Annotated in this window: 12 protein-coding genes; 1 reads left to right on the forward strand and 11 read right to left on the reverse strand. The window is 65.2% G+C overall.

All coding sequences use genetic code 11. The features are described 5' to 3' along the window. Positions 1-12: 12 nt before the first annotated feature. The 4 genes from RPC_RS20485 to mbfA form a co-directional block, all read right to left on the reverse strand. Positions 13-1,680, reverse strand: coding sequence for a methyl-accepting chemotaxis protein (locus RPC_RS20485; RefSeq protein WP_011474506.1), 1,668 nt, complete (start codon positions 1,678-1,680; stop codon positions 13-15). 235 nt (positions 1,681-1,915) lie between these two features. Further along, positions 1,916-3,595 carry a methyl-accepting chemotaxis protein gene (locus tag RPC_RS20490; RefSeq protein WP_011474507.1) on the reverse strand — a complete coding sequence of 560 codons (1,680 nt, stop codon included), beginning with the start codon at positions 3,593-3,595 and terminating at the stop codon, positions 1,916-1,918. 404 nt (positions 3,596-3,999) lie between these two features. Continuing rightward, on the reverse strand, positions 4,000-6,096 hold the full coding sequence (locus RPC_RS20495) for a methyl-accepting chemotaxis protein (RefSeq protein ID WP_011474508.1): 2,097 nt from the start codon (positions 6,094-6,096) through the stop codon (positions 4,000-4,002). A 238-nt stretch (positions 6,097-6,334) separates the two neighbouring features. Then, positions 6,335-7,306, reverse strand: a complete 972-nt coding sequence (gene mbfA / locus RPC_RS20500) for an iron exporter MbfA (RefSeq protein WP_011474509.1) — start codon at positions 7,304-7,306, stop codon at positions 6,335-6,337. Between the two features lie 158 nt (positions 7,307-7,464). Between mbfA and RPC_RS20505 the strand changes: the two genes are divergently transcribed. After that, complete coding sequence (locus RPC_RS20505; protein WP_011474510.1) at positions 7,465-8,820, forward strand: esterase-like activity of phytase family protein; 1,356 nt, start codon at positions 7,465-7,467, stop codon at positions 8,818-8,820. Between the two features lie 159 nt (positions 8,821-8,979). On the opposite strand, the gene RPC_RS20510 is transcribed toward RPC_RS20505, so the two are convergent. The 7 genes from RPC_RS20510 to RPC_RS20545 all read right to left on the reverse strand — a co-directional run bounded on the left by RPC_RS20510 (position 8,980) and on the right by RPC_RS20545 (position 18,630). After that, positions 8,980-10,665 carry a methyl-accepting chemotaxis protein gene (locus RPC_RS20510; RefSeq protein WP_041802142.1) on the reverse strand — a complete coding sequence of 562 codons (1,686 nt, stop codon included), beginning with the start codon at positions 10,663-10,665 and terminating at the stop codon, positions 8,980-8,982. 177 nt (positions 10,666-10,842) lie between these two features. Continuing rightward, on the reverse strand, positions 10,843-12,528 hold the full coding sequence (locus RPC_RS20515; protein WP_011474512.1) for a methyl-accepting chemotaxis protein: 1,686 nt from the start codon (positions 12,526-12,528) through the stop codon (positions 10,843-10,845). 280 nt (positions 12,529-12,808) lie between these two features. Further along, a complete protein-coding gene (gene serA / locus RPC_RS20520; protein WP_011474513.1) occupies positions 12,809-14,398 on the reverse strand; it encodes a phosphoglycerate dehydrogenase in 1,590 nt (529 codons plus the stop codon). A gap of 185 nt (positions 14,399-14,583) precedes the next feature. After that, entirely contained in the window at positions 14,584-15,756 is a 1,173-nt protein-coding gene (locus RPC_RS20525; protein WP_011474514.1) for a phosphoserine transaminase, read from the reverse strand. Positions 15,757-16,339: 583 nt separating this feature from the next. After that, positions 16,340-16,810 (reverse strand): GNAT family N-acetyltransferase, encoded by a 471-nt coding sequence (locus RPC_RS20535; protein WP_011474516.1) that lies wholly within the window; start codon positions 16,808-16,810, stop codon positions 16,340-16,342. A gap of 25 nt (positions 16,811-16,835) precedes the next feature. Continuing rightward, positions 16,836-17,660 carry an outer membrane protein gene (locus RPC_RS20540; protein WP_011474517.1) on the reverse strand — a complete coding sequence of 275 codons (825 nt, stop codon included), beginning with the start codon at positions 17,658-17,660 and terminating at the stop codon, positions 16,836-16,838. A 145-nt stretch (positions 17,661-17,805) separates the two neighbouring features. Next, positions 17,806-18,630, reverse strand: a complete 825-nt coding sequence (locus RPC_RS20545; protein WP_011474518.1) for an outer membrane protein — start codon at positions 18,628-18,630, stop codon at positions 17,806-17,808. Between the last annotated feature and the right edge of the window lie 165 nt (positions 18,631-18,795).

Raw genomic sequence — 18,795 nt, forward strand, 5'->3', positions numbered from 1 at the left:
ACCGAAGATGCTCTAATGCCCGATGCTGGCGGCCTCGGCGGCGGCCTGCTGCATGCTCGATGACATCTCGGCCGTCACCTCGCTCTGCTGCTCGACCGCGGCGGCGGTGGCGGTGACGAATTCGCTGACGCTCTGGATTTCCTGCTTGATCGCCAGCAACGCCGCGACCACGTCGGCGGAGATGCCGTTCAGCCCGGAGATTTCGCTGCCGATCTTGTCGGTGGCCTGGTTGGCGAGATTCTTCACCTCGGAGGCGACCACCGCAAAGCCGCGGCCGGCCTCGCCGGCGCGCGCCGATTCGATCGTGGCGTTGAGCGCCAATAGGTTGATCTGGCCGGTGATGTTGCCGATCAGTTCGACGATGCCGCCCATCGACTGCGCCGCCACGGCCAGCCTTTGGGTCTGCTGATCGGCCGACTCCACCTTGGTGACCGCCGCGATCGCGGTGGACTTCGATTTGGTCATCGCCTCGGCGATGTCGCGCACCGAGGCGTTCAACTTCTCGGCGCCGTCCGCCACCGACTCCAGCATCCTGCTGACCCGGTCGCTCTTGATCCGTGCGATCACCCGGGCGGTGGTGTCGCTGGCGTATTTGACGATCTTGAACGGCTTGCCGTTGAGATCGAGAATCGGATTGTAGGTGGCCTGGATCCAGACCTCGCGGCCGCCCTTGCCGATCCGCTTGTATTCGGCGGCCTGGAACTCGCCGCGATTGAGCGTGGCCCAGAACGCCCGGTAGGCGGCGCCGTCGCGCTCCGAGGGGTCGACGAACATGCTGTGGTGACGGCCCTTGATCTCGGCCAGCGAATAGCCCATCGCGTCGAGAAAATTGCCGTTGGCGCCGAGAATGGTGCCGTCCATGGCGAATTCGATCACCGCCTGCGACTTGCCGATCGCTTGCACCTGGCCGTCGAGTTCGGTGAAGCGCAGCTTTTGCTGGGTCACCTCGGTGGCGAATTTGACCACCTTGAAGACCTTGCCCTTCTCGTCGATGATCGGGTTGTAGGACGCCAGGATCCAGACCTCGCGGCCACCCTTGCCGATCCGCTTGAACTCCGCGGCGAGATATTCGCCGCGATTGAGCCCGGCCCAGAACGCACGATACGCGGCGCTGTCGCGCTCCGCCGGCTCGACGAACATGCTGTGCGGCTTGCCGACGACATCGGCCAACGCGTAGCCCATCACGCCGAGGAAATTGTCGTTGGCGGTGATGATGGTGCCGTCGAGATTGAACTCGATCACCGCCTGCGCCCGCAGGATCGCGGCGATCTTGCCGGCGTCTTCCATGCCGCGGATCTTGCGCGCGGTGACGTCGGTGGCGAACTTGATGACTTTGGCCGGCTTGCCGCTGCGATCCATGATCGGATTGTAGCTGGCCTGGATCCAGACCTCGCGGTCGCCCTTGCCGATCCGCTTGTATTCGGCGGCCTGGTATTCGCCGCGGCCAAGGCTCGCCCAGAACGCGCGGTAGGCGGCGCCGTCGCGCTCGTCGGGATCGACGAACATCCGGTGATGCTTGCCCTTGATCTCGGCCAGGCTGTAGCCGAGCGCGTCGAGAAAATTCTGGTTGGCGGTGAGAATGGTGCCGTCAATGGCGAACTCGATCACGCCCTGCGACCGGCTGATGGCTTGCATCTGTGCAGCACTCTCCGCGTCGGAGCTGCGCGTCCAAAATGCCATCTCGTTCGTCCTCGTTCTGCGGAAGTCCACGAGGCAACGCCGCGTTTGCAGCGTGCCGCCTGATAGATCGTCGCCACCACGGCGGCGGGCTTGGACCCCGCCCTGACGGCGAACGGCGGCCGCCGTGTCGCGACGACGCAGCGGCAGAGCCGAACGCGACAGGTCTCGTCCGCAATAGCCGGTGGCGGGTTTCCCCGGCGTTAAGCCGGCGGCAGGTAACACTACCAAGAAGATGTTAGCGCCCGATGCTGGCGGCTTCGGCGGCGGCGCGCTGCATGCTGGACGACATCTCGCTGGTCACCGTGCTCTGCTCCTCGACCGCCGCCGCGGTGGCGGTGACGTATTCGCTGACGTTCTGGATTTCCGTCTTGATCGCAAGCAGGGCGCTGATCACATCGCCGGAAATGCCGTTCAGGCCGGCGATCTCGCTACCGATCCTGTCGGTGGCTTGCTTGGCCTGGTTGGCGAGGCTCTTCACCTCGGACGCCACCACCGCGAAGCCGCGGCCGGCTTCGCCGGCGCGCGCGGATTCGATCGTGGCGTTGAGCGCCAACAGATTGATCTGACCGGTGATGTTGCCGATCAGGTCGACGATGCCGCCCATCGCCTGCGCGGCGACGCTGAGGCGCTGCGCCTGTTCGTCCGCCGATTCCACCTTGCTGACGGCCGACATCGCGGTGTTGCGCGATTTGGTCATCGCCTCGGAAATCTCGCGCACCGAGGCGTTCAATTCCTCGGCCCCCGCGGCGACCGACTCCATCATGGCGCGGACCCGGTCGCTTTTCAGCCGGGCGATCACCTGCGCGGTGGTGTCGGTGGCGTATTTGACGACCTTGAACGGCTTGCCGTTGAGATCGAGGATCGGATTGTAGGACGCCTGGATCCAGACCTCGCGGCCGTGCTTGCCGATCCGCTTGTATTCGGCGGCTTGGAATTCGCCGCGGTTGAGCCCGGCCCAGAACGCGCCGTAGGCCGGGCTGTCGCGCTCGGCCGGCTCCACGAAGATGCTGTGGTGGCGGCCCTTGATCTCGGACAGCGTGTAGCCCATCGCGTTCAGAAAATTGTCGTTGGCCGTGAGGATAGTGCCGTCCATGCCGAATTCGATCACCGCTTGCGACTTGCCGATCGCTTCGACTTGACCGGCGAGATTGGCGGTGCCGAGCCTTTGCGCGGTGACGTCGGTGGCGAATTTGACGACTTTGATCGGCTTGCCGGTCTCGTCGATGATCGGATTGTAGGTCGCAAGAATCCAGACCTCGCGGCCGGCCTTGCCGATCCGCTTGTATTCGGCGGCCTGATATTCGCCGCGGTTCAGCGCCGCCCAAAACTCGCGATACGCCGCGCCGTCGCGGGTCGCAGACTCGACGAAGATGCTGTGATTTTTGCCGGCGATTTCGTCGAGCGTGTAGCCCATCGCCTTCAAGAAATTGTCGTTGGCGGTGATGATGGTGCCGTCGAGCTTGAATTCGACCACGGCTTGCGCGCGCTGGATCGCGGCGATCTTGCCGGCGTCTTCCATGCTGCGGAGTTTCCGCGCGGTGATGTCGGTGGCGAATTTGACGATTCGAAACGGCTTGCCGTCGCGGCCGAGGATCGGATTGTAGGAGGCCTGAATCCAGACTTCCCTGCCGGCCTTGCCGATCCGCTTGTACTCCGCCGCCTGGAATTCGCCGCGCTGCAACGCCGCCCAGAACCCGCGATACGCGGCGCTGCCGCGCTCGGCCGGATCGACGAACAGGCTGTGATTCTTGCCCTGAATTTCCGCCAGCGTGTAGCCCAGCACGTCGAGAAAATTCCGGTTGGCCGTGAGGATGCTGCCGTCCATGCCGAACTCGATGACGCCCTGCGATCGCCCGATCGCCTCGAGTTGCGCCGCAGCACTATCGGCGTCGGAATTGCGTTGCCAGAAGCTCATTGGACTCATCCTTGAATGGAGTTTTCGGCCGCGAACCGCAGCCTGCCGGAGGAACGATGTTCATCCAACGGTCGACGCTCGCGACCATCGATCGGATTATCCAGATCGGTAGTGCCAGAGCACCATACGGCTCCCGCACCGCAGTGCAACGTGCGATTGCGTTGCATAACGACCAATTCGGCTTGTAGTAAAACCTGCCTGAAGCCGTCACGAAAGATGCCGCGACGGGATTTAGTCGGAAGTAATTTCCGGCACCGCCGAAACTTAAATTCAGGTTAACACCATGCGCCCGCGGATCGAGCGCTGACACACCACGCAGCGGCGGGCGCCGTTCGGCGCGGCCGCGGCGCCGAGCCCCAACGATGCAGGGGGCGCGACCGGAGGGGGTGTTCCGCAATTCCATGCTACGCCGCCCGCACGGTGTGCAGAAACTTGCCGACCTCGAGCTTCAGCCGGTTGCTGTCGCCGGCCAGCGAATGCGCCGCCGACAGCACCTCGACCGCCGCGGCGCCGGTTTCGCCGGCGCCGTGTTCGACGTCGACAATGTTCGAGGACACCGCCTGCGTTCCTTGAGCGGCGTGCTGGATGTTGCGGGAAATCTCCTGGGTCGCGGCCCCCTGCTGCTCGACCGCCGCGGCAATCGTCGAAGCGATTTCCGACATCCTGCCGATGGTGTCGCCGATCTGCTTGATGGCGCCGACCGATTGCTGAGTCGCGGACTGAATGCCGGCGACCTGCTGGCCGATTTCGCCGGTGGCCTTGGCGGTCTGCTCCGCCAACGCCTTCACTTCGGACGCCACCACGGCGAATCCCCGTCCGGCCTCGCCGGCCCTCGCCGCCTCGATGGTGGCATTCAGCGCCAAGAGATTGGTCTGCCCGGCGATGGCATTGATCAACTCGACGACATCGCCGATCCGCGCCGCCGCCTTGGCCAATTCGCCGATCCGGTCATTGGTGTCGCGGGCCTGATCCACCGCCTCGCCGGCGATCCGCGCCGAATCCTGCACCTGGCGGCTGATCTCGTTGACCGAGGCGGTCATCTGTTCGGACGCCGAGGCGACCGACTGCACATTGGTGGAGGCTTCCTCCGAAGCCTGCGCCACCCGCACCGTCAGCGCCTGCGAGCGCTCCGCGGTCGCGGTCAACGTCGCGGCCGAGGCCTCGAGTTCGGTCGACGCCGACGACACGGTCTCGACGATCTCCCCGATCGCCTGTTCGAAACCGTCGGCGAGCCGCGTCATGTCCTGCCGGCGCTGCGCCGCGGCGCTTTCGCTCTGCGCGATCTTGGCGTGCGCTTCGTCGCGCGCCTTGGTCTCGGCGTTGACCTTGCAGGCTTGCACCGCGTGCGCCATCTCGCCGATTTCGTCGCGGCGCTCGAGCCCGGGCAGCACGATGGTCAGTTCGCCGGCGGCGAGCCGGCGCAGCGCCACCGCCAGCGCCGACAACGGCCGCAAGATACGGATGAAGGTCAGCCACAGGCTGACCAACACCAGCGCCAGCGCCGCGACCAGCAGCGCGCCGTTGCGCATCAGCGCGGAGTCGCTGCGCGCCGCGTCGTTGACCGCCTCGGCATCGGCGGCGGCGCCGATCGCCTCACCGAGCCGCAGCACGGCGTCGACCGCGACGGTGGCGCGCTTGAAGTAATCGTCGCCGCTGATCGCGTAATCGCCACGTTCGCCGGCGGCGAAGATCGCGTCGCGGGTGGCGTCGTAGACGCGGTAATAGTCCTGCTCCACCGCGGCGATCGCTTCGCCGATGCCGGCCGGCAGATCGCCGCGCTGCTTTTGCGTCGACACCATGTTCCAGGCCAGATCGATATGGCCGCGGAACAGCGACAGGTTGCGCAGCGCCTCGCTGCCGAGCTTGGCGCGGGCGTTGATGATGCCGCCGAGATAGCCGCGTTCGCGTCCGGCGTTTTCGGCCATCTGCGCGGCGAGATGGCGCAGCGTGACGAGCTGCGACAGCGCCACCGAGGGCGGACTGGCGATGGTTTCAAGGGTCTGGCGCAACCGCGTGGCGGCGCCGTCGATCGCGCCGGTGAGGGTGGCGAAGGCGCCCTGCATCAGCTCGGGCGAGCGCGCCGCCGCCGGCTTGGCGATGGCGTCGTCAATCCGGCGGCGCATCGTCTGCAGCGAATCGAACGCCTGCTCGGCGGCGGCGATCGCCGAACCCGCGGTTTGCATCTGCGGCACCGCGCGGAGCTGCGCCAGCGCCTCGCGGAAGGCTGCATCGGCGCCGCTACGTAGCTGGCCGATCGCGGCGAGCCGCGCCGCGGAAGCCGGCTCCGGGGCCTTCAGCGCGGCATTGGTGGTGCCGCGTTCGGTCGCCCATTGCGCGGCGCTGCGCAGCAGCAGACGCGAAATCTGATTGACCTCGACGAAGGCCTCGGAACGCTGCCGGCGCAGCAGCGCGTCGCGGGCATCGAGCCCGGCGAAGGCCACTGCCATCAGCGCCAGCGCGCAGACGATCAACGGCAGCAGCGTGCGGATACGTAAGCTCATGGAGGCTCCCCGATCGAAGCAACGGGCTCACGCCGGCCGCGTCGCACAGCAACGCCTCGGTCTCCGCGGCACGGAGCGCAGGGCAGCATGCGAACGCGACGAGCGCCGGCCTCATTCAGCGTTGAAATGCGACATCGTCGCGCGGACTACGGCGAATAAAGCGTAGCCATCGGGGTGTTGATTTTAGTTAATTTGTCGGCTGGTAGGAGCCCGAGGAAAGCCGCGCCGCGATGGCTTGCTAAGCCCCGCCGATCAGGATGCCGACGGCGAGCACGATGACGCCGCCGAGCACGATCTGGAACACCGCCTGCAGGAACGGAGTGTCCATGTATTTGGCGCGGATATAGGCGATCGCCCACAATTCGATGAACACCACGACGCCGGCGATCGCGGTGGCGATCCAGAACGCGTTGGCCCAGCTATCGGGAACGAGATACGGCAGGGTGTGGCCGAGCCCGCCGACCGTGGTCATCAACCCGCAAATGCCGCCGCGCAGCCACGGCGAACCGCGGCCGGTCATCGAGCCGTCGTCGGACAAGGCTTCGGCGAAGCCCATGGAAATGCCGGCGCCGATCGAGGCGGCGAGCCCGACCAGGAAGGTCTGCCAGTTCTGGTGCGTGGCGAACGCCGCGGCGAACAGCGGCGCCAGCGTCGACACCGAGCCGTCCATCAGCCCGGCGAGGCCCGGCTGGACGTATTGCAGCACGAACATCCGGCGGCGGGTTCTGTCCTCCTCGCCGCGCACCCCGGCGGTGAGGATGGTTTCCGACAACTTGACGGCGAGTTGCTCGTGGCCCTTCTCGATTTCGGCGAGATCCGACAGCAAGCGGCGGACGCCGGTGTCGGTGGTCTGCTCGGCGGCCTTGGCGTAGAACCGCTCGGCCTCGAACTCCATGGTCTCCGCTTCCTTGCGGATGGTGTCGAGCGACAGGTTGCGGGTCAGCCAGATCGGCCGGCGGCGGATGAATCCCTTGACGTCCTGGCGGCGGATCGGCGGCAGGTTGGGGCCGAACCGCTGCTCATAGAGCTTGAGCAACAGGTGGCGATGGCCCTTTTCCTGCTCGGCCATTTCGGTGAACACCTTGGCGGAGTCGGGATAGCGCTCGGCGAGGTCTTCGGCGAAAGCCAGATAGATGCGGCTGTCTTCTTCCTCGCCGGCGATCGCCACGGCGAGGATTTCGCGCTCGGTCAGCTCGGCAAAGGCCTTCATCACGGATCCAATCTAGAATTGTTCTAATCGTTTAGTCTGGCCGGCCTTCGCTGTCAAAAGCCCCGACATCCGCGCGTCATCGCCGTTTCATCGAACCGTCAGCCGGCTGTGATCGCGGCCCGGCACAACGTCCGCTGTCAATCACAGGAGGTTTTTCGATGCGCATCACCCTGCTCTGTTCGGTCGCCGCGCTGGCGCTCGGCGTCACCACGGCCGTAGCACAAACCGAAGGCGAGTTCCCGGCGACGCTGGCGGGCCATGCCGTGCTGCCGGCGCAGAGCTTCATCGATGCGCCGAAGGACGCGCCCGACGATCTGAAGACCTCCGGCAAATACACCACCGGCAAGCGCGTCGAGGCGCTGGGCAGCGTGATGGGCAAGTCCTATGAGCGGCCGACCGGGGTGTCGCTGCCGTTCAAGGGCCAGCCGCTGCAGGGCCATTCCGGCATCAAGGTGATGCCGGACGGCTCGTTCTGGGTGCTGACCGACAACGGCATGGGCTCGCGCTACAATTCCGCCGACTCGATGCTGTATCTCAACCGGCACAAGATCGACTGGGCGGGCGGCAAGATCGAGCGCCAGGAAACCGTGTTCCTGCACGACCCCGACAAGAAGGTGCCGTTCCGCATCGTCCACGAGGACACCGCCAAGCGCTATCTGACGGGTGCGGATTTCGACACCGAGGGCTTTCAGATCATCGGCGACACTTTCTGGATCGGCGACGAATTCGGCCCCTACATCCTGAAGACCGACAAGGCCGGCAAGGTGCTGGCGGTGTTCGAAACCTTCGCCGACGGCAAGCCGGTGAAATCGCCCGACCATTGGTCGGTGCAGTCGCCGGGCGCGCCGGGCGCCAGCTACACCGGCGTCAATCTGCGCCGCTCCAAGGGTTTTGAAGGCTTTGCGTCCTCGAAGGACGGCAAATTCCTCTATGGCCTGCTGGAAGGCCCGCTGTGGAACGCCGAGAGCAAGGACTGGGAGAAGGTCGACGGCCATGAGGCCTCGCGGATTGTCGAATTCGACGTCGCCGCGGAAAAATTCACCGGCCGCTATTGGCAATACGTGTTCGAGCAGAACGGCAACGCAATCGGCGATTTCAACATGATCGACGCCAGCCACGGCCTGATCATCGAGCGCGACAACGGCGAAGGCACCAAGGACAAGGCCTGCGCCGAAGCAAACCGCGGCGCCGATTGCTTCCCCGACCTCGCCCGGTTCAAGCGCGTGGTGAAGATTGAACTCAGCGACGCCAATGTCGGCAAGCCGGTGCGCAAGATCGGTTACATCGACCTGATGAAGATTCGCGACCCCAACCACAAGGCGAAGAAGCCGCTGAACGACGGCGTGCTGACCTTCCCGTTCTTCACCATCGAGAACGTCGATCAGGTCGACGACACGCACATCATCGTCGGCAACGACAACAACCTGCCGTTCTCCTCCAGCCGCGATCCCAACAAGGCCGACGACAACGAGTTCGTGCTGCTCGAAGTCGGCGATTTCCTGAAGGCGAAGTAAGCGGAATAACAAACCGTGTCCCGGACAAGGAGCAGCGCGGTTCGCGCTGCTCTGCAGAACCGGGACCGTTCCAAGCGCCACGTCGCGTCACGGCCCCGGATCTGCCGCGCACCACGCCGCATGCGCGGCGCGTCGCACTGCGTCCGGGGCAGGAACGCCTTACGCCGCGCGAACCTTGCCGAGGAACTCGTCGACCGCGACGCGCAGCAGGCCGGACTGGCTGTCGAGTTCGCGGGCATTCGACAGCACTTCCGAGGCCGCGCTGCCGGTGGCTTCCGCAGCCGCTGCGACGCCGCCGATGTGATTGGAGATCTCGCTGGAGCCCGCCGCGACCGACTGGATGTTGCGGGCGATCTCGCGGGTCGCGGCGCCCTGCTCTTCCACGGCGCCGGAAATCGCCAGCGTGATCTCGCTCATCTGCGCAATGGTGCCGGTGATGCCGCCGATCGATTTCACCGCGTCGGAGGTCGAGGCCTGCATCGCCGAAACCTGCGTCGAGATTTCCTCGGTGGCTTTGGCGGTCTGGCTCGCCAGCGCTTTGACTTCGGAGGCCACCACGGCAAAGCCGCGGCCGGACTCGCCGGCGCGGGCGGCTTCGATGGTGGCGTTCAGCGCCAGCAGATTGGTCTGCGATGCGATCGAGTGGATCAGCTGCACCACTTCGCCGATCTTCTCGGCGCCGATCGACAGCAGCTTCACGGTCTCGTTGGTCTGCTCGGCGTCGCCGACCGCGCGGCTGGCGATCTCGCGCGACTGGCTGACCTGGCGGGCGATCTCGGTGACCGAGGCAGACAGTTCTTCGGCGGCCGAGGCCACGGTGCCGACATTGGTGGAAGCATTTTCAGACGCGGCGCCGACCGTGGCGGCGCGCGACGAGGCGTCGGTCGCGGTCGCGGTCATCGACTGCGCGGTCGACTGCATGCCCTGCGCCGCCGCCGACACCGAGCGGACGATGCCCGAAACGCTGCGCTCGAAATCGTCGGCGAGGCTCTCCATCTCGGCGCGGCGCGCCGCCGCGACGCGCTGTTGCGCCTCGGCCTCGACCTGCTCCAGGCCGCGGATCCGGATCGCGTTGTCCTTGAACACCTGCACGGTGGCGGCCATCTTGCCGACCTCGTCGCCGCGGGCGATGCCGGGAATGTCGTCGTCCAGCCGGCCGTCGGCCAATGAGCGCATCCGCGCGCCGAGCTGGCCGAGCGGCCCGGTGATGCTGCGGCCGATCAGCAGCGCGATCAAACCTGCGAACACCGCGATGGCCAGGAACGCCAGACCGAGCGCCCACATGATCGGCTGCAACTTGGCGTCGAGGTCGTCCAGATAGGCCCCGGTGCCGACGAACATATTCCAGCCGGGAATGGCCACGGCGTAGCCGAGCTTGCGGGTCGGCTGCTTCTCGCCAGGCTTCATGAATTCGTAGCTCAGCAAGAACTCGCCCTTGGCGGCCACGCCGTCACGCAGTTCGCGCGAGATCGCGCGGCCGTTGGTCTGGGTGTCGAGGCGAAAGGTGCCGAGTGCCTTGGGATCGGAATGCGCGATGGTGATCCCGTCCATGGTGTAGGCGAAGAAATAGCCGGCGCCGTTGTCGAACGTCATCGTGTTGGCGCGCTTGGCGAATTCGGCAATCGCCGCGTCCTTGGTGAGCTGACCGGCATCGACCTGCTTCTGCAGACCGATCGCCATGGTGCGCGCCACCTCGACCACCGTCTTGGTCTGCTCGATCCGCGCGTTCAGCATCTCCCGCTGCATCATCGATCCGGCGAGCACGCCGGCGGCGCATAGGCCGAGCAACGTCACCCCCACAAGGATGCCAAGTTTCGGGGTGATCGTAAGATTGTTGAATTTCACGGCGATGTCTCCGGCGACTGCAGCGGGGCGGGCGGCATCACAGTAACGGCATAACCTTCCGGAACTGTTACTCATATGGCCGCAATTCGCCGCGCGCGAAGGCTGGTGCCATCGCGCTGGGCTGCTGTCATCAGCGACCGAGCTCGGGTCGCCGACTTCTCGGGCTCGGCCCCGCGCTTACGCCGCGCGGACCTTGCCGAGGAATTCGTCGACCGCGGCGCGCAGCGAGCCGGACTGGCTGTCGAGTTCGCGGGCGTTCGACAACACTTCGGAGGCCGCCGTGCCGGAGGCTTCCGCGGCGGCGGCGACGCCGCCGATGTGATCGGAAATCTCGTTGGAGCCGGCGGCGACCGCCTGGATGTTGCGGGCGATCTCGCGGGTCGCCGAGCCCTGCTGCTCTACGGCCCCGGAAATCGCCATGGTGATGTCGCTCATCTGGCCGATGGTCGCGGTGATGCCGGCGATCGACTCCACCGCGGTCGCGGTCGAGGCCTGCATCGCGGCGACCTGCGCGGAGATCTCCTCGGTCGCCTTGGCGGTCTGGCTCGCCAACGCCTTGACCTCGGAGGCCACCACCGCGAAGCCGCGGCCGGATTCGCCGGCGCGCGCCGCTTCGATGGTGGCATTCAGCGCCAACAGATTGGTCTGCGAGGCGATCGAGTGGATGAGCTGCACCACTTCGCCGATCTTCTCGGCGCCGATCGACAGCAGTTTCACCGTCTCGTTGGTGTGTTCTGCGTCACCGACGGCGCGGCCGGCGATCTCGCGCGATTGCGTCACCTGCCGGGAAATCTCCGCCACCGAACCGGACAGCTGCTCCGCCGCCGCCGCCACCATGCCGACGGTGTTCGACGCGGTCTGCGAGGCGGCTCCGACCGAGGCGGCGCGCGACGATGCGTCGCTGGCGGTCGCGGTCATCGATTGCGCGGTGGTCTGCATGCCCGACGCCGCCGAGGACACCGACCGCACGATGCCCGAGACGCTGCGCTCGAAATCATCGGCGATGCTTTCCATCGCGGCGCGGCGCTCGCCGGCCACGCGCTGCTGCGTCTCGACCTCGAGCTGCTCCAGCCCGCGAATCCGGATCGCATTGTCCTTGAACACCTGCACCGTCTTGGCCATCGCGCCGACCTCGTCGCCGCGCTCGGCGCCGGGAATCGTCTCGTCCAGGTGGCCATCGGCCAGCGAGCGCATCCGTGCGCCGAGCCGGCCGAGCGGTCGGGTGATGCTACGGCCGATCATCCAGGCGATCGCCCCGGCGGCCGCGCCGATCGCCAGGATAGCCAAGCCGAGCGCCCACATGATCGGCATCAGCTTGGCGTCGAGATCATCCAGATAGCCGCCGGTGCCGACATACATGTTCCAGCCGGGGATGGCGGTGGCGTAGCCGATCTTGCGGATCGGCTGCTTCTCGCCAGGCTTCATGAATTCATAGGTCAACAAGTGTTCGCCGGTGGCGGGGACGCCGGCGATCCATTCGCGGGTCAGATACCGGCCATTGGTGCTCGACTCGATACGGTTCTTGCCGATCTGCTCCGGATTGGGCGACAGGATCGTCACGCCTTGCATGGTGGAGCCGAACAAATAGCCTGAGCCGTTGTCGAAGCGCATCATGTTGCCGATCCGCCCGAATTCGGCGATCGCGGCTTCCTTGGTGATCTTGCCGGCGTCGACCTCCTTCTGCAGGCCGACGGCGATGTTGCGCGCGGTTTCGACGATCGCCTTGATCTGGTCGACCCGGGCGTTGAGCATTTCGCGTTGCATCAGCTTGCCGGCCAGCAATCCGGCGGCGCAAAGGCCGAGCAAGGTGACGCCGACGAGAATGCCGAGCTTGGGCGTGATGGTCAGATTGTTCAGCTTCACGTTGCGATCTCCGAACGCGCGCAGAGCGCACACGATTGGAGGCAAGCTATCGGCACAACGTTCCCAACGTGTTTAATCGGGACTACGTACGTTTCCGAGGTGCCGGGGTCACCTCAGCCCGGGCCGCCGCGCGACCTGCATGGCGCATGGCGGTTGGCTGCAGCGAGTAGCGCCGGTCCTCCGGATCGCGAGAGGCAGACAAAAAAACCCCTCCCGCGAGGGAGGGGTTTTGAGCGTGCAAGCTCCGAGCAATTCGCGGAGCCGCAAACCATCGAAGGCTTTAGAACACCAGCGCTTTGGCCTGCTTGACCTGCGGCAGCGCCTGCACCTTGGCGATCACCTCGGCCGGCACCGCGCCGTCGACTTCGACCAGCGCGATGGCGTCGCCGCCCAGTTCGTGACGGCCGAGATTGAAGGTGGCGATGTTGATCTTGGCGTCGCCCAAGAGGCTCGCGAACTTGCCGATGAAGCCCGGCTTGTCCTCGTTGGTGACGTAGATCATCGACTTGCCGAATTCGGCGTCGACCCGGATGCCCTTGATGTCGACCAGGCGCGGATGGCCGTCGGCGAACACCGTGCCGGACACCGAACGCTTCATGTCGGCGGTGGTGACGGTGACGGTGATCAGGCTCTCGTAGTCGCTCTCGGCGGCGCGAACCACCTCGTCGACCACCATGCCGCGCTCCTTGGCGACGACCGGCGCCGACACCACGTTGACGTCGCCGAGCATCGGCCGCAGCAGGCCGGAGAGCGCCGCCGAGGTCAAAGCCTTGATCTTCATTTCGGCGACCGCGCCCTCATAGGTGATGGTCACCTTGGAGATGCCGCTTTCGGTCAATTGGCCGGCGAACGAGCCGAGCTTTTCGGCGAGCTCGATGAACGGCTTCAGCTTCGGGGCTTCTTCCGCGGTGATCGAGGGGAAGTTGACCGCGTTGGAGATCGCGCCGGTCAACAGGTAGTCCGACATTTGCTCGGCGACCTGCAGCGCGACGTTCTCCTGGGCTTCGGTGGTGGAAGCGCCGAGATGCGGGGTGCAGATCACGTTGGCGTGGCCGAACAGCACGTTCTTGGTGGCCGGCTCCTCGACGAACACGTCGAAGGCGGCGCCGGCAACCTGCTTGGAGTTCAACGCATCGACCAGCGCCTGCTCGTCGACCAGACCGCCGCGGGCGCAGTTGATGATCCGCACGCCCTTCTTCATTTTGGCGATTGCAGCGGCGTCGATGATGTTGCGGGTCTTGTCGGTGAGCGGGGTGTGCAGCGTGATGAAGTCGGCGCGCTTGAACAGGTCTTCGAGCTCGACCTTCTCGACGCCGAGGTCCTTGGCGCGCTCCGGCGACAGGAACGGGTCGAACGCGATCACCTTCATCTTCAGGCCGAGCGCGCGGTCGGCGACGATCGAGCCGATGTTGCCGCAGCCGATCACGCCGAGCGTCTTGGCGGTGATCTCGACGCCCATGAAGCGGTTCTTCTCCCACTTGCCGGCCTGGGTCGAAGCATCGGCCGCCGGGATTTCGCGGGCCAGCGACAACATCAACGTAATCGCGTGCTCGGCGGTGGTGATCGAATTGCCGAACGGCGTGTTCATCACGATGATGCCGCGGGCGGTGGCGGCGGGGATCTCGACGTTATCAACGCCGATGCCGGCGCGGCCGATCACCTTGAGGCGGGTGGCCTTCTCGAGGATCTTCGCGGTGGCCTTGGTGGCCGAGCGGATCGCCAGGCCATCATAATTGCCGATGATCTCGGCGAGCTTCTCTTTGTCCTTGCCGAGCGCCGGCTGGAAGTCGACGTCGATGCCGCGATCCTTGAAGATCTGCACGGCAGCGGGGGACAGGGCGTCTGAAATCAAAACTTTGGGTGCGGTCATGGGGATGGGCTCCTTCACCCTCCCCTCTTGAGGGGGAGGGTCGGCGCGCAGCGCCGGGGTGAGATGAGATTCCAAAAAACACATCGGTGGTGGGGAGACTGTTCACCCCACCCCGCCGCGCCTTGCGACGCTTCGCGTCGCCGGCCGCGTCGACCCTCCCCCTCGAGGGGAGGGTAAGGACCGGATCAGGCCGCCTTGGGCAGCGCCGCCTTGGTGGTTGCGAACGCCCAGTCCAGCCACTCGGTCAGCTTGGCGACGTCGGCGGCTTCCACCGTGGCGCCGCACCAGATCCGCAGGCCGGGAGGCGCATCGCGATAGGCGCCGAGATCGAAGCCGGCAGCTTCCTTCTCGACCGCGCCGACCAGCGCCTTGGCGAACGCCGCCTGGGCGTCGGCCGGAAGTGCTGTGATCGCCGGGTCCACCACCTTCATGCAGACCGAGGTGTTGGAGCGGATCGAAGCGTCAGTGGCGAGGAAATCCACCCACGGGGTCTTGGCCTTCCAGTCCGCCAGAACCTTGGTGTTGGCGTCGGCGCGGGCGATCAGGCCCTTGAGGCCGCCGACCGACTTCGCCCAGGTCAGCGCGTCGAGATAGTCTTCGACGCACAGCATCGACGGGGTGTTGATGGTCTCGCCTTGGAAGATCCCCTCGATCAGCTTGCCGCCCTTGGTCATGCGGAAGATTTTCGGCATCGGCCAGGAGGGCGTGTAGCTCTCGAGACGAGCGACGGCGCGCGGACTGAGGATCAGCATGCCGTGCGCGGCCTCGCCGCCGAGCGCCTTCTGCCAGGAGAAGGTGACGACGTCGAGCTTGGCCCAGTCGAGCGGCTGCGCGAAGGCGGCCGAGGTGGCGTCGCAGATGGTCAGGCCTTCACGGTCGGCCGCGATCCAGTCGGCGTTGGGCACGCGCACGCCGGAGGTGGTGCCGTTCCAGGTGAAGACGATATCGGATTTCGGATCGGCCTTGGCGAGATCCGGGATTTCGCCATAGCCGGCGCTGAGCTTGGTGACGTCCTTCAGCTTGAGCTGCTTGACGATGTCGGTGACCCAGCCGTCGCCGAACGATTCCCAGGCGATGGTGGTGACCGGACGCGGGCCCAAGAGCGACCACAGCGCCATTTCGACGGCGCCAGTGTCGGACGCCGGAACGATGCCGATCTTGTAATCGGCCGGCACTTCGAGCACCTCACGGGTGAGGTCGATCGCAAGCTTCAGCTTGGCCTTGCCGACCTTCGCGCGATGCGAGCGGCCGAGCGGCGCGTCCTTGAGATTTTCGGGGGTCCAGCCGGGCCGTTTGGCACAGGGGCCGGAAGAGAAATTGGGGGTAGTGGGCCGCAATGCGGGCTTCGCAACAGTCATAATCTATCCTTCCAGATAGCAGCCTCTCGGTGGGGAGAGGTTTCCCGCCGCCGGGGATAGTCCAATCGCCTCGAAAGTCAAGGATGATTGCGCAAGACCGCCGCCTCGCGCGGCTAGACTTTGGGCGATCAGGGCGCGGCCTGCCCCGCCGGTGCGAGGGCGAACCCAGGTCCGCGCCGGCCGCGAGACCGGCCAGCATGCCCGCAGCCGCTACTTCGGCGGATACAATCCGCTGCTGATCCAGCCTCGGAGCTGTTGCGACGACATCGGGTCGGTGGCGGCATGACGCGCTCGATCGGCGCGCTCGCAGTTGATGCAGCGATACGACAACGCCGCATTACATGCGGAGCAATCGGTGCACGGAAAGCCGTCGGACGTCTTTTCGGATCCGATTGAATCCGCCGACCTGGTGAGCAGCATGACCGTGAACCTCGGAGTTGGAGGCAAACAGGAGCACTGTCGGCGATTGCCTCACTGCAACACGGCAAACTACGATGACGCCATGTTCCACGCCGGTTCCCCCGTCGTCTGGTCAATCTGATACGGAACGGAAAATTTACGCTTCGGTGTGCGCTCGGACGAATCAGAACCGCAGCGTCATGCCGACATGGCTCGGCTGAAACCCCAAGCGGGCGTAGAACCGCTGCGCATCGACCCGGCTCTGGTGGGTGAACAGCTCGACCAGCTTGCAGCCCTGCACTTGTGCCTCGCTGATCGCCCATCGCACCATCTGCTCGCCGATGCCCTGGCTGCGGTGATCGCCGGCGACGCGGACGTCTTCGATGATGCCGCGCGAGGCGCCCTGCGAGCTGAGGCCAGGCAGCACGGCAAGTTGCAGGCAGCCGACCACCGCGTCCGAACCATCCGTCGCCACCACCATCTGAATGTGCGGCGCGCCTTGCAGCGCGTCGAACGCCGCGTAGTAGGACTCCGGCAACGGATCGGCGACGACTTCGCGGCCGCGGCCGAGATGATCGTCGGCCAGCATCGCGACGATCGCGGCGACGTCGTCGCGCCGCGCCGGGCGGATGGTGATCGGGGATGCAGCGTGCATTGCGGGATCGACGGTCAAGCGGCGCTTAGAACTTGTAGCCGACGCCGGCGCGCACGGTCGAGACGCTGGTATCGACCGGGGCGGCGAACTTCAGATATTCCCACTCCGCCCGCACGAACAGGCCGCCGAACACCATCATATCGACGCCGAGGCCGCCGCCATAGCCGTAGATGAAATGACCGTTCTGCACCTTGGCGCGGTCGAACTGATTGTAGCCCACATAGGTTCCGCCGAGTGCCGGCGACGCCGTATAGAGGGTGTCCCGGATGCTCGCCGAACGAACGATATCGGCCTGCCCCAGCGAAACACCACCGAACATATAGGGCAGGAAACTGCCGACCGACCAGCCCGCCCGCGCGCGCGCCGAGCCGAGATCGTTGATCACGATCGAGGCCGCGGAACGATAGCCGGCGCAATGATACAATGAATCAGAAAGCCCCATGCATCGGGTCATCGGATTGGCCACATTGCTGTCCGACCCATCGAATTTGCCGTGAATGTAATTGGCCTCGAGACCGAGAACTACGTCGGTCCATTGCCAATTGTAGCCGACAAATCCACCATAGCCCTGGCCGTGCGCGGACTGCTTGCCCAGGGTCGGCCAGTCCGAGACCTGCATCGCGCTGTTGACCAGGGTGTTGGTCATCGCCTGCTCTGCCAGACCGCGCGTGGCATCGGTGAAATTCATATCAGAGGTGCCGTAGCTGGCTTGGCCGCCGATGTAGAAACCTTCCCAATTGACGACGCGCGATGGCCCGTCCAGCACCGACCCCCGCAGAAACGGCATGTCGGCGGCGTAAGCCTCCTGCGCCACTGTCAGCAACATTGCTCCCACCACAACCCGACGCATTGCAACGCTCCTCGACCACTGGATCACGGCCGATCATCGCTCGTTAACCTTAATCATTCGTTGCCTTACACCGCCGCGGACATAACAAAACGGCGCGGGATGCACCCCGCGCCGTTCATCCGTCCTAACAAGTAGTCGTCTTGGCTCAGCCTTTGCGCATCAACGGCGGCGCATAGATCGGCGCGCTGTCGAAATTCCATCGCACGCCGAGCTTCACGTCGTTCGAGGTGATGTTCTTCAGCTGATAAGCGGACTGCCCGCTCGCATGGGCGTAGTTGGTCCAACCGGCCATATTGACCGACCCCATGTCGACGTAGCTGTAGGCCAGTTCGAGCGTGACGTTGGGAGTGACTTTGTAGGCCAGGCCAGCATGCGCCGCCCAGGCGAAATTCCACTTCGAGACGTCGTCGTAGTAGGTGGTGCTCAAGACCGGAACCGAGCCGGGAAGATAGCCGACGCCATCGTCACGAAAGCCGCTGATCTTGACATTGGCCATGCCGACACCGGCACCGACGAACGGCGTCACGCACCACCAGGTGCCGAGATCGACGTAGGCATTGGCCAAGACCAGGATTTCTGATTTGTTGCCGGAATAGTTGTCCGCCAAGATCTGGCTCGGGCTGGTATAGATGTTGGTGGCACCGTGAAGCGTGGCCTTGCCGCGATACTGGCCGGTCACATCGGCGCGGAACCAATTGTTGAACTGGTAGCCGACGCCCAGCCCGAACAACGCCGAGCTGCTGGATTCGAATCCGCGGTCTTCGTAGGAAGCGGTACCGGTGTCCTTGAATTTCAAATCCTGATTGGTCATCCCGATATCGCCGCGCAGGTACCAGCCGCCGAAATCCTCGGGCGGCGGCGGCGCGTACATCGCCGGCGGCGGGGCGATCGGCATGTCGGCGGCAAACGCCCCGGTGATCGGTAACAGTGAGGCCGCTCCGGCGGCCAATAGTGATTTCACGCTACGCATTGGCTTCGTCCTTTTTGTCAAAAAGAGGCGATTACGGAGGCCTCACACCCGAAACTGACAAAGCCAGGATGGCAGTAATTTCTTAAGCGCCGCTTAACCCTAATAATTAGGGTTGATGCCTGGTGACTATTTCACGGCAGACGTGTGCTCCGGCGCCCGGTCGAG

This window comes from Rhodopseudomonas palustris BisB18, from assembly GCF_000013745.1.
Lineage (GTDB): Bacteria > Pseudomonadota > Alphaproteobacteria > Rhizobiales > Xanthobacteraceae > Rhodopseudomonas_A > Rhodopseudomonas_A palustris_F.

Bases quoted from the DNA above. Each gene is read 5' to 3' on its own strand.
- RPC_RS20485 (WP_011474506.1), bottom strand. From the start codon at position 1,680: ATGGCATTTTGGACGCGCAGCTCCGACGCGGAGAGTGCTGCACAGATG.
- RPC_RS20490 (WP_011474507.1), bottom strand. From the start codon at position 3,595: ATGAGCTTCTGGCAACGCAATTCCGACGCCGATAGTGCTGCGGCGCAA.
- RPC_RS20495 (WP_011474508.1), bottom strand. From the start codon at position 6,096: ATGAGCTTACGTATCCGCACGCTGCTGCCGTTGATCGTCTGCGCGCTG.
- mbfA (WP_011474509.1), bottom strand. From the start codon at position 7,306: ATGAAGGCCTTTGCCGAGCTGACCGAGCGCGAAATCCTCGCCGTGGCG.
- RPC_RS20505 (WP_011474510.1), top strand. From the start codon at position 7,465: ATGCGCATCACCCTGCTCTGTTCGGTCGCCGCGCTGGCGCTCGGCGTC.
- serA (WP_011474513.1), bottom strand. From the start codon at position 14,398: ATGACCGCACCCAAAGTTTTGATTTCAGACGCCCTGTCCCCCGCTGCC.
- RPC_RS20525 (WP_011474514.1), bottom strand. From the start codon at position 15,756: ATGACTGTTGCGAAGCCCGCATTGCGGCCCACTACCCCCAATTTCTCT.
- RPC_RS20535 (WP_011474516.1), bottom strand. From the start codon at position 16,810: ATGCACGCTGCATCCCCGATCACCATCCGCCCGGCGCGGCGCGACGAC.
- RPC_RS20540 (WP_011474517.1), bottom strand. From the start codon at position 17,660: ATGCGTCGGGTTGTGGTGGGAGCAATGTTGCTGACAGTGGCGCAGGAG.
- RPC_RS20545 (WP_011474518.1), bottom strand. From the start codon at position 18,630: ATGCGTAGCGTGAAATCACTATTGGCCGCCGGAGCGGCCTCACTGTTA.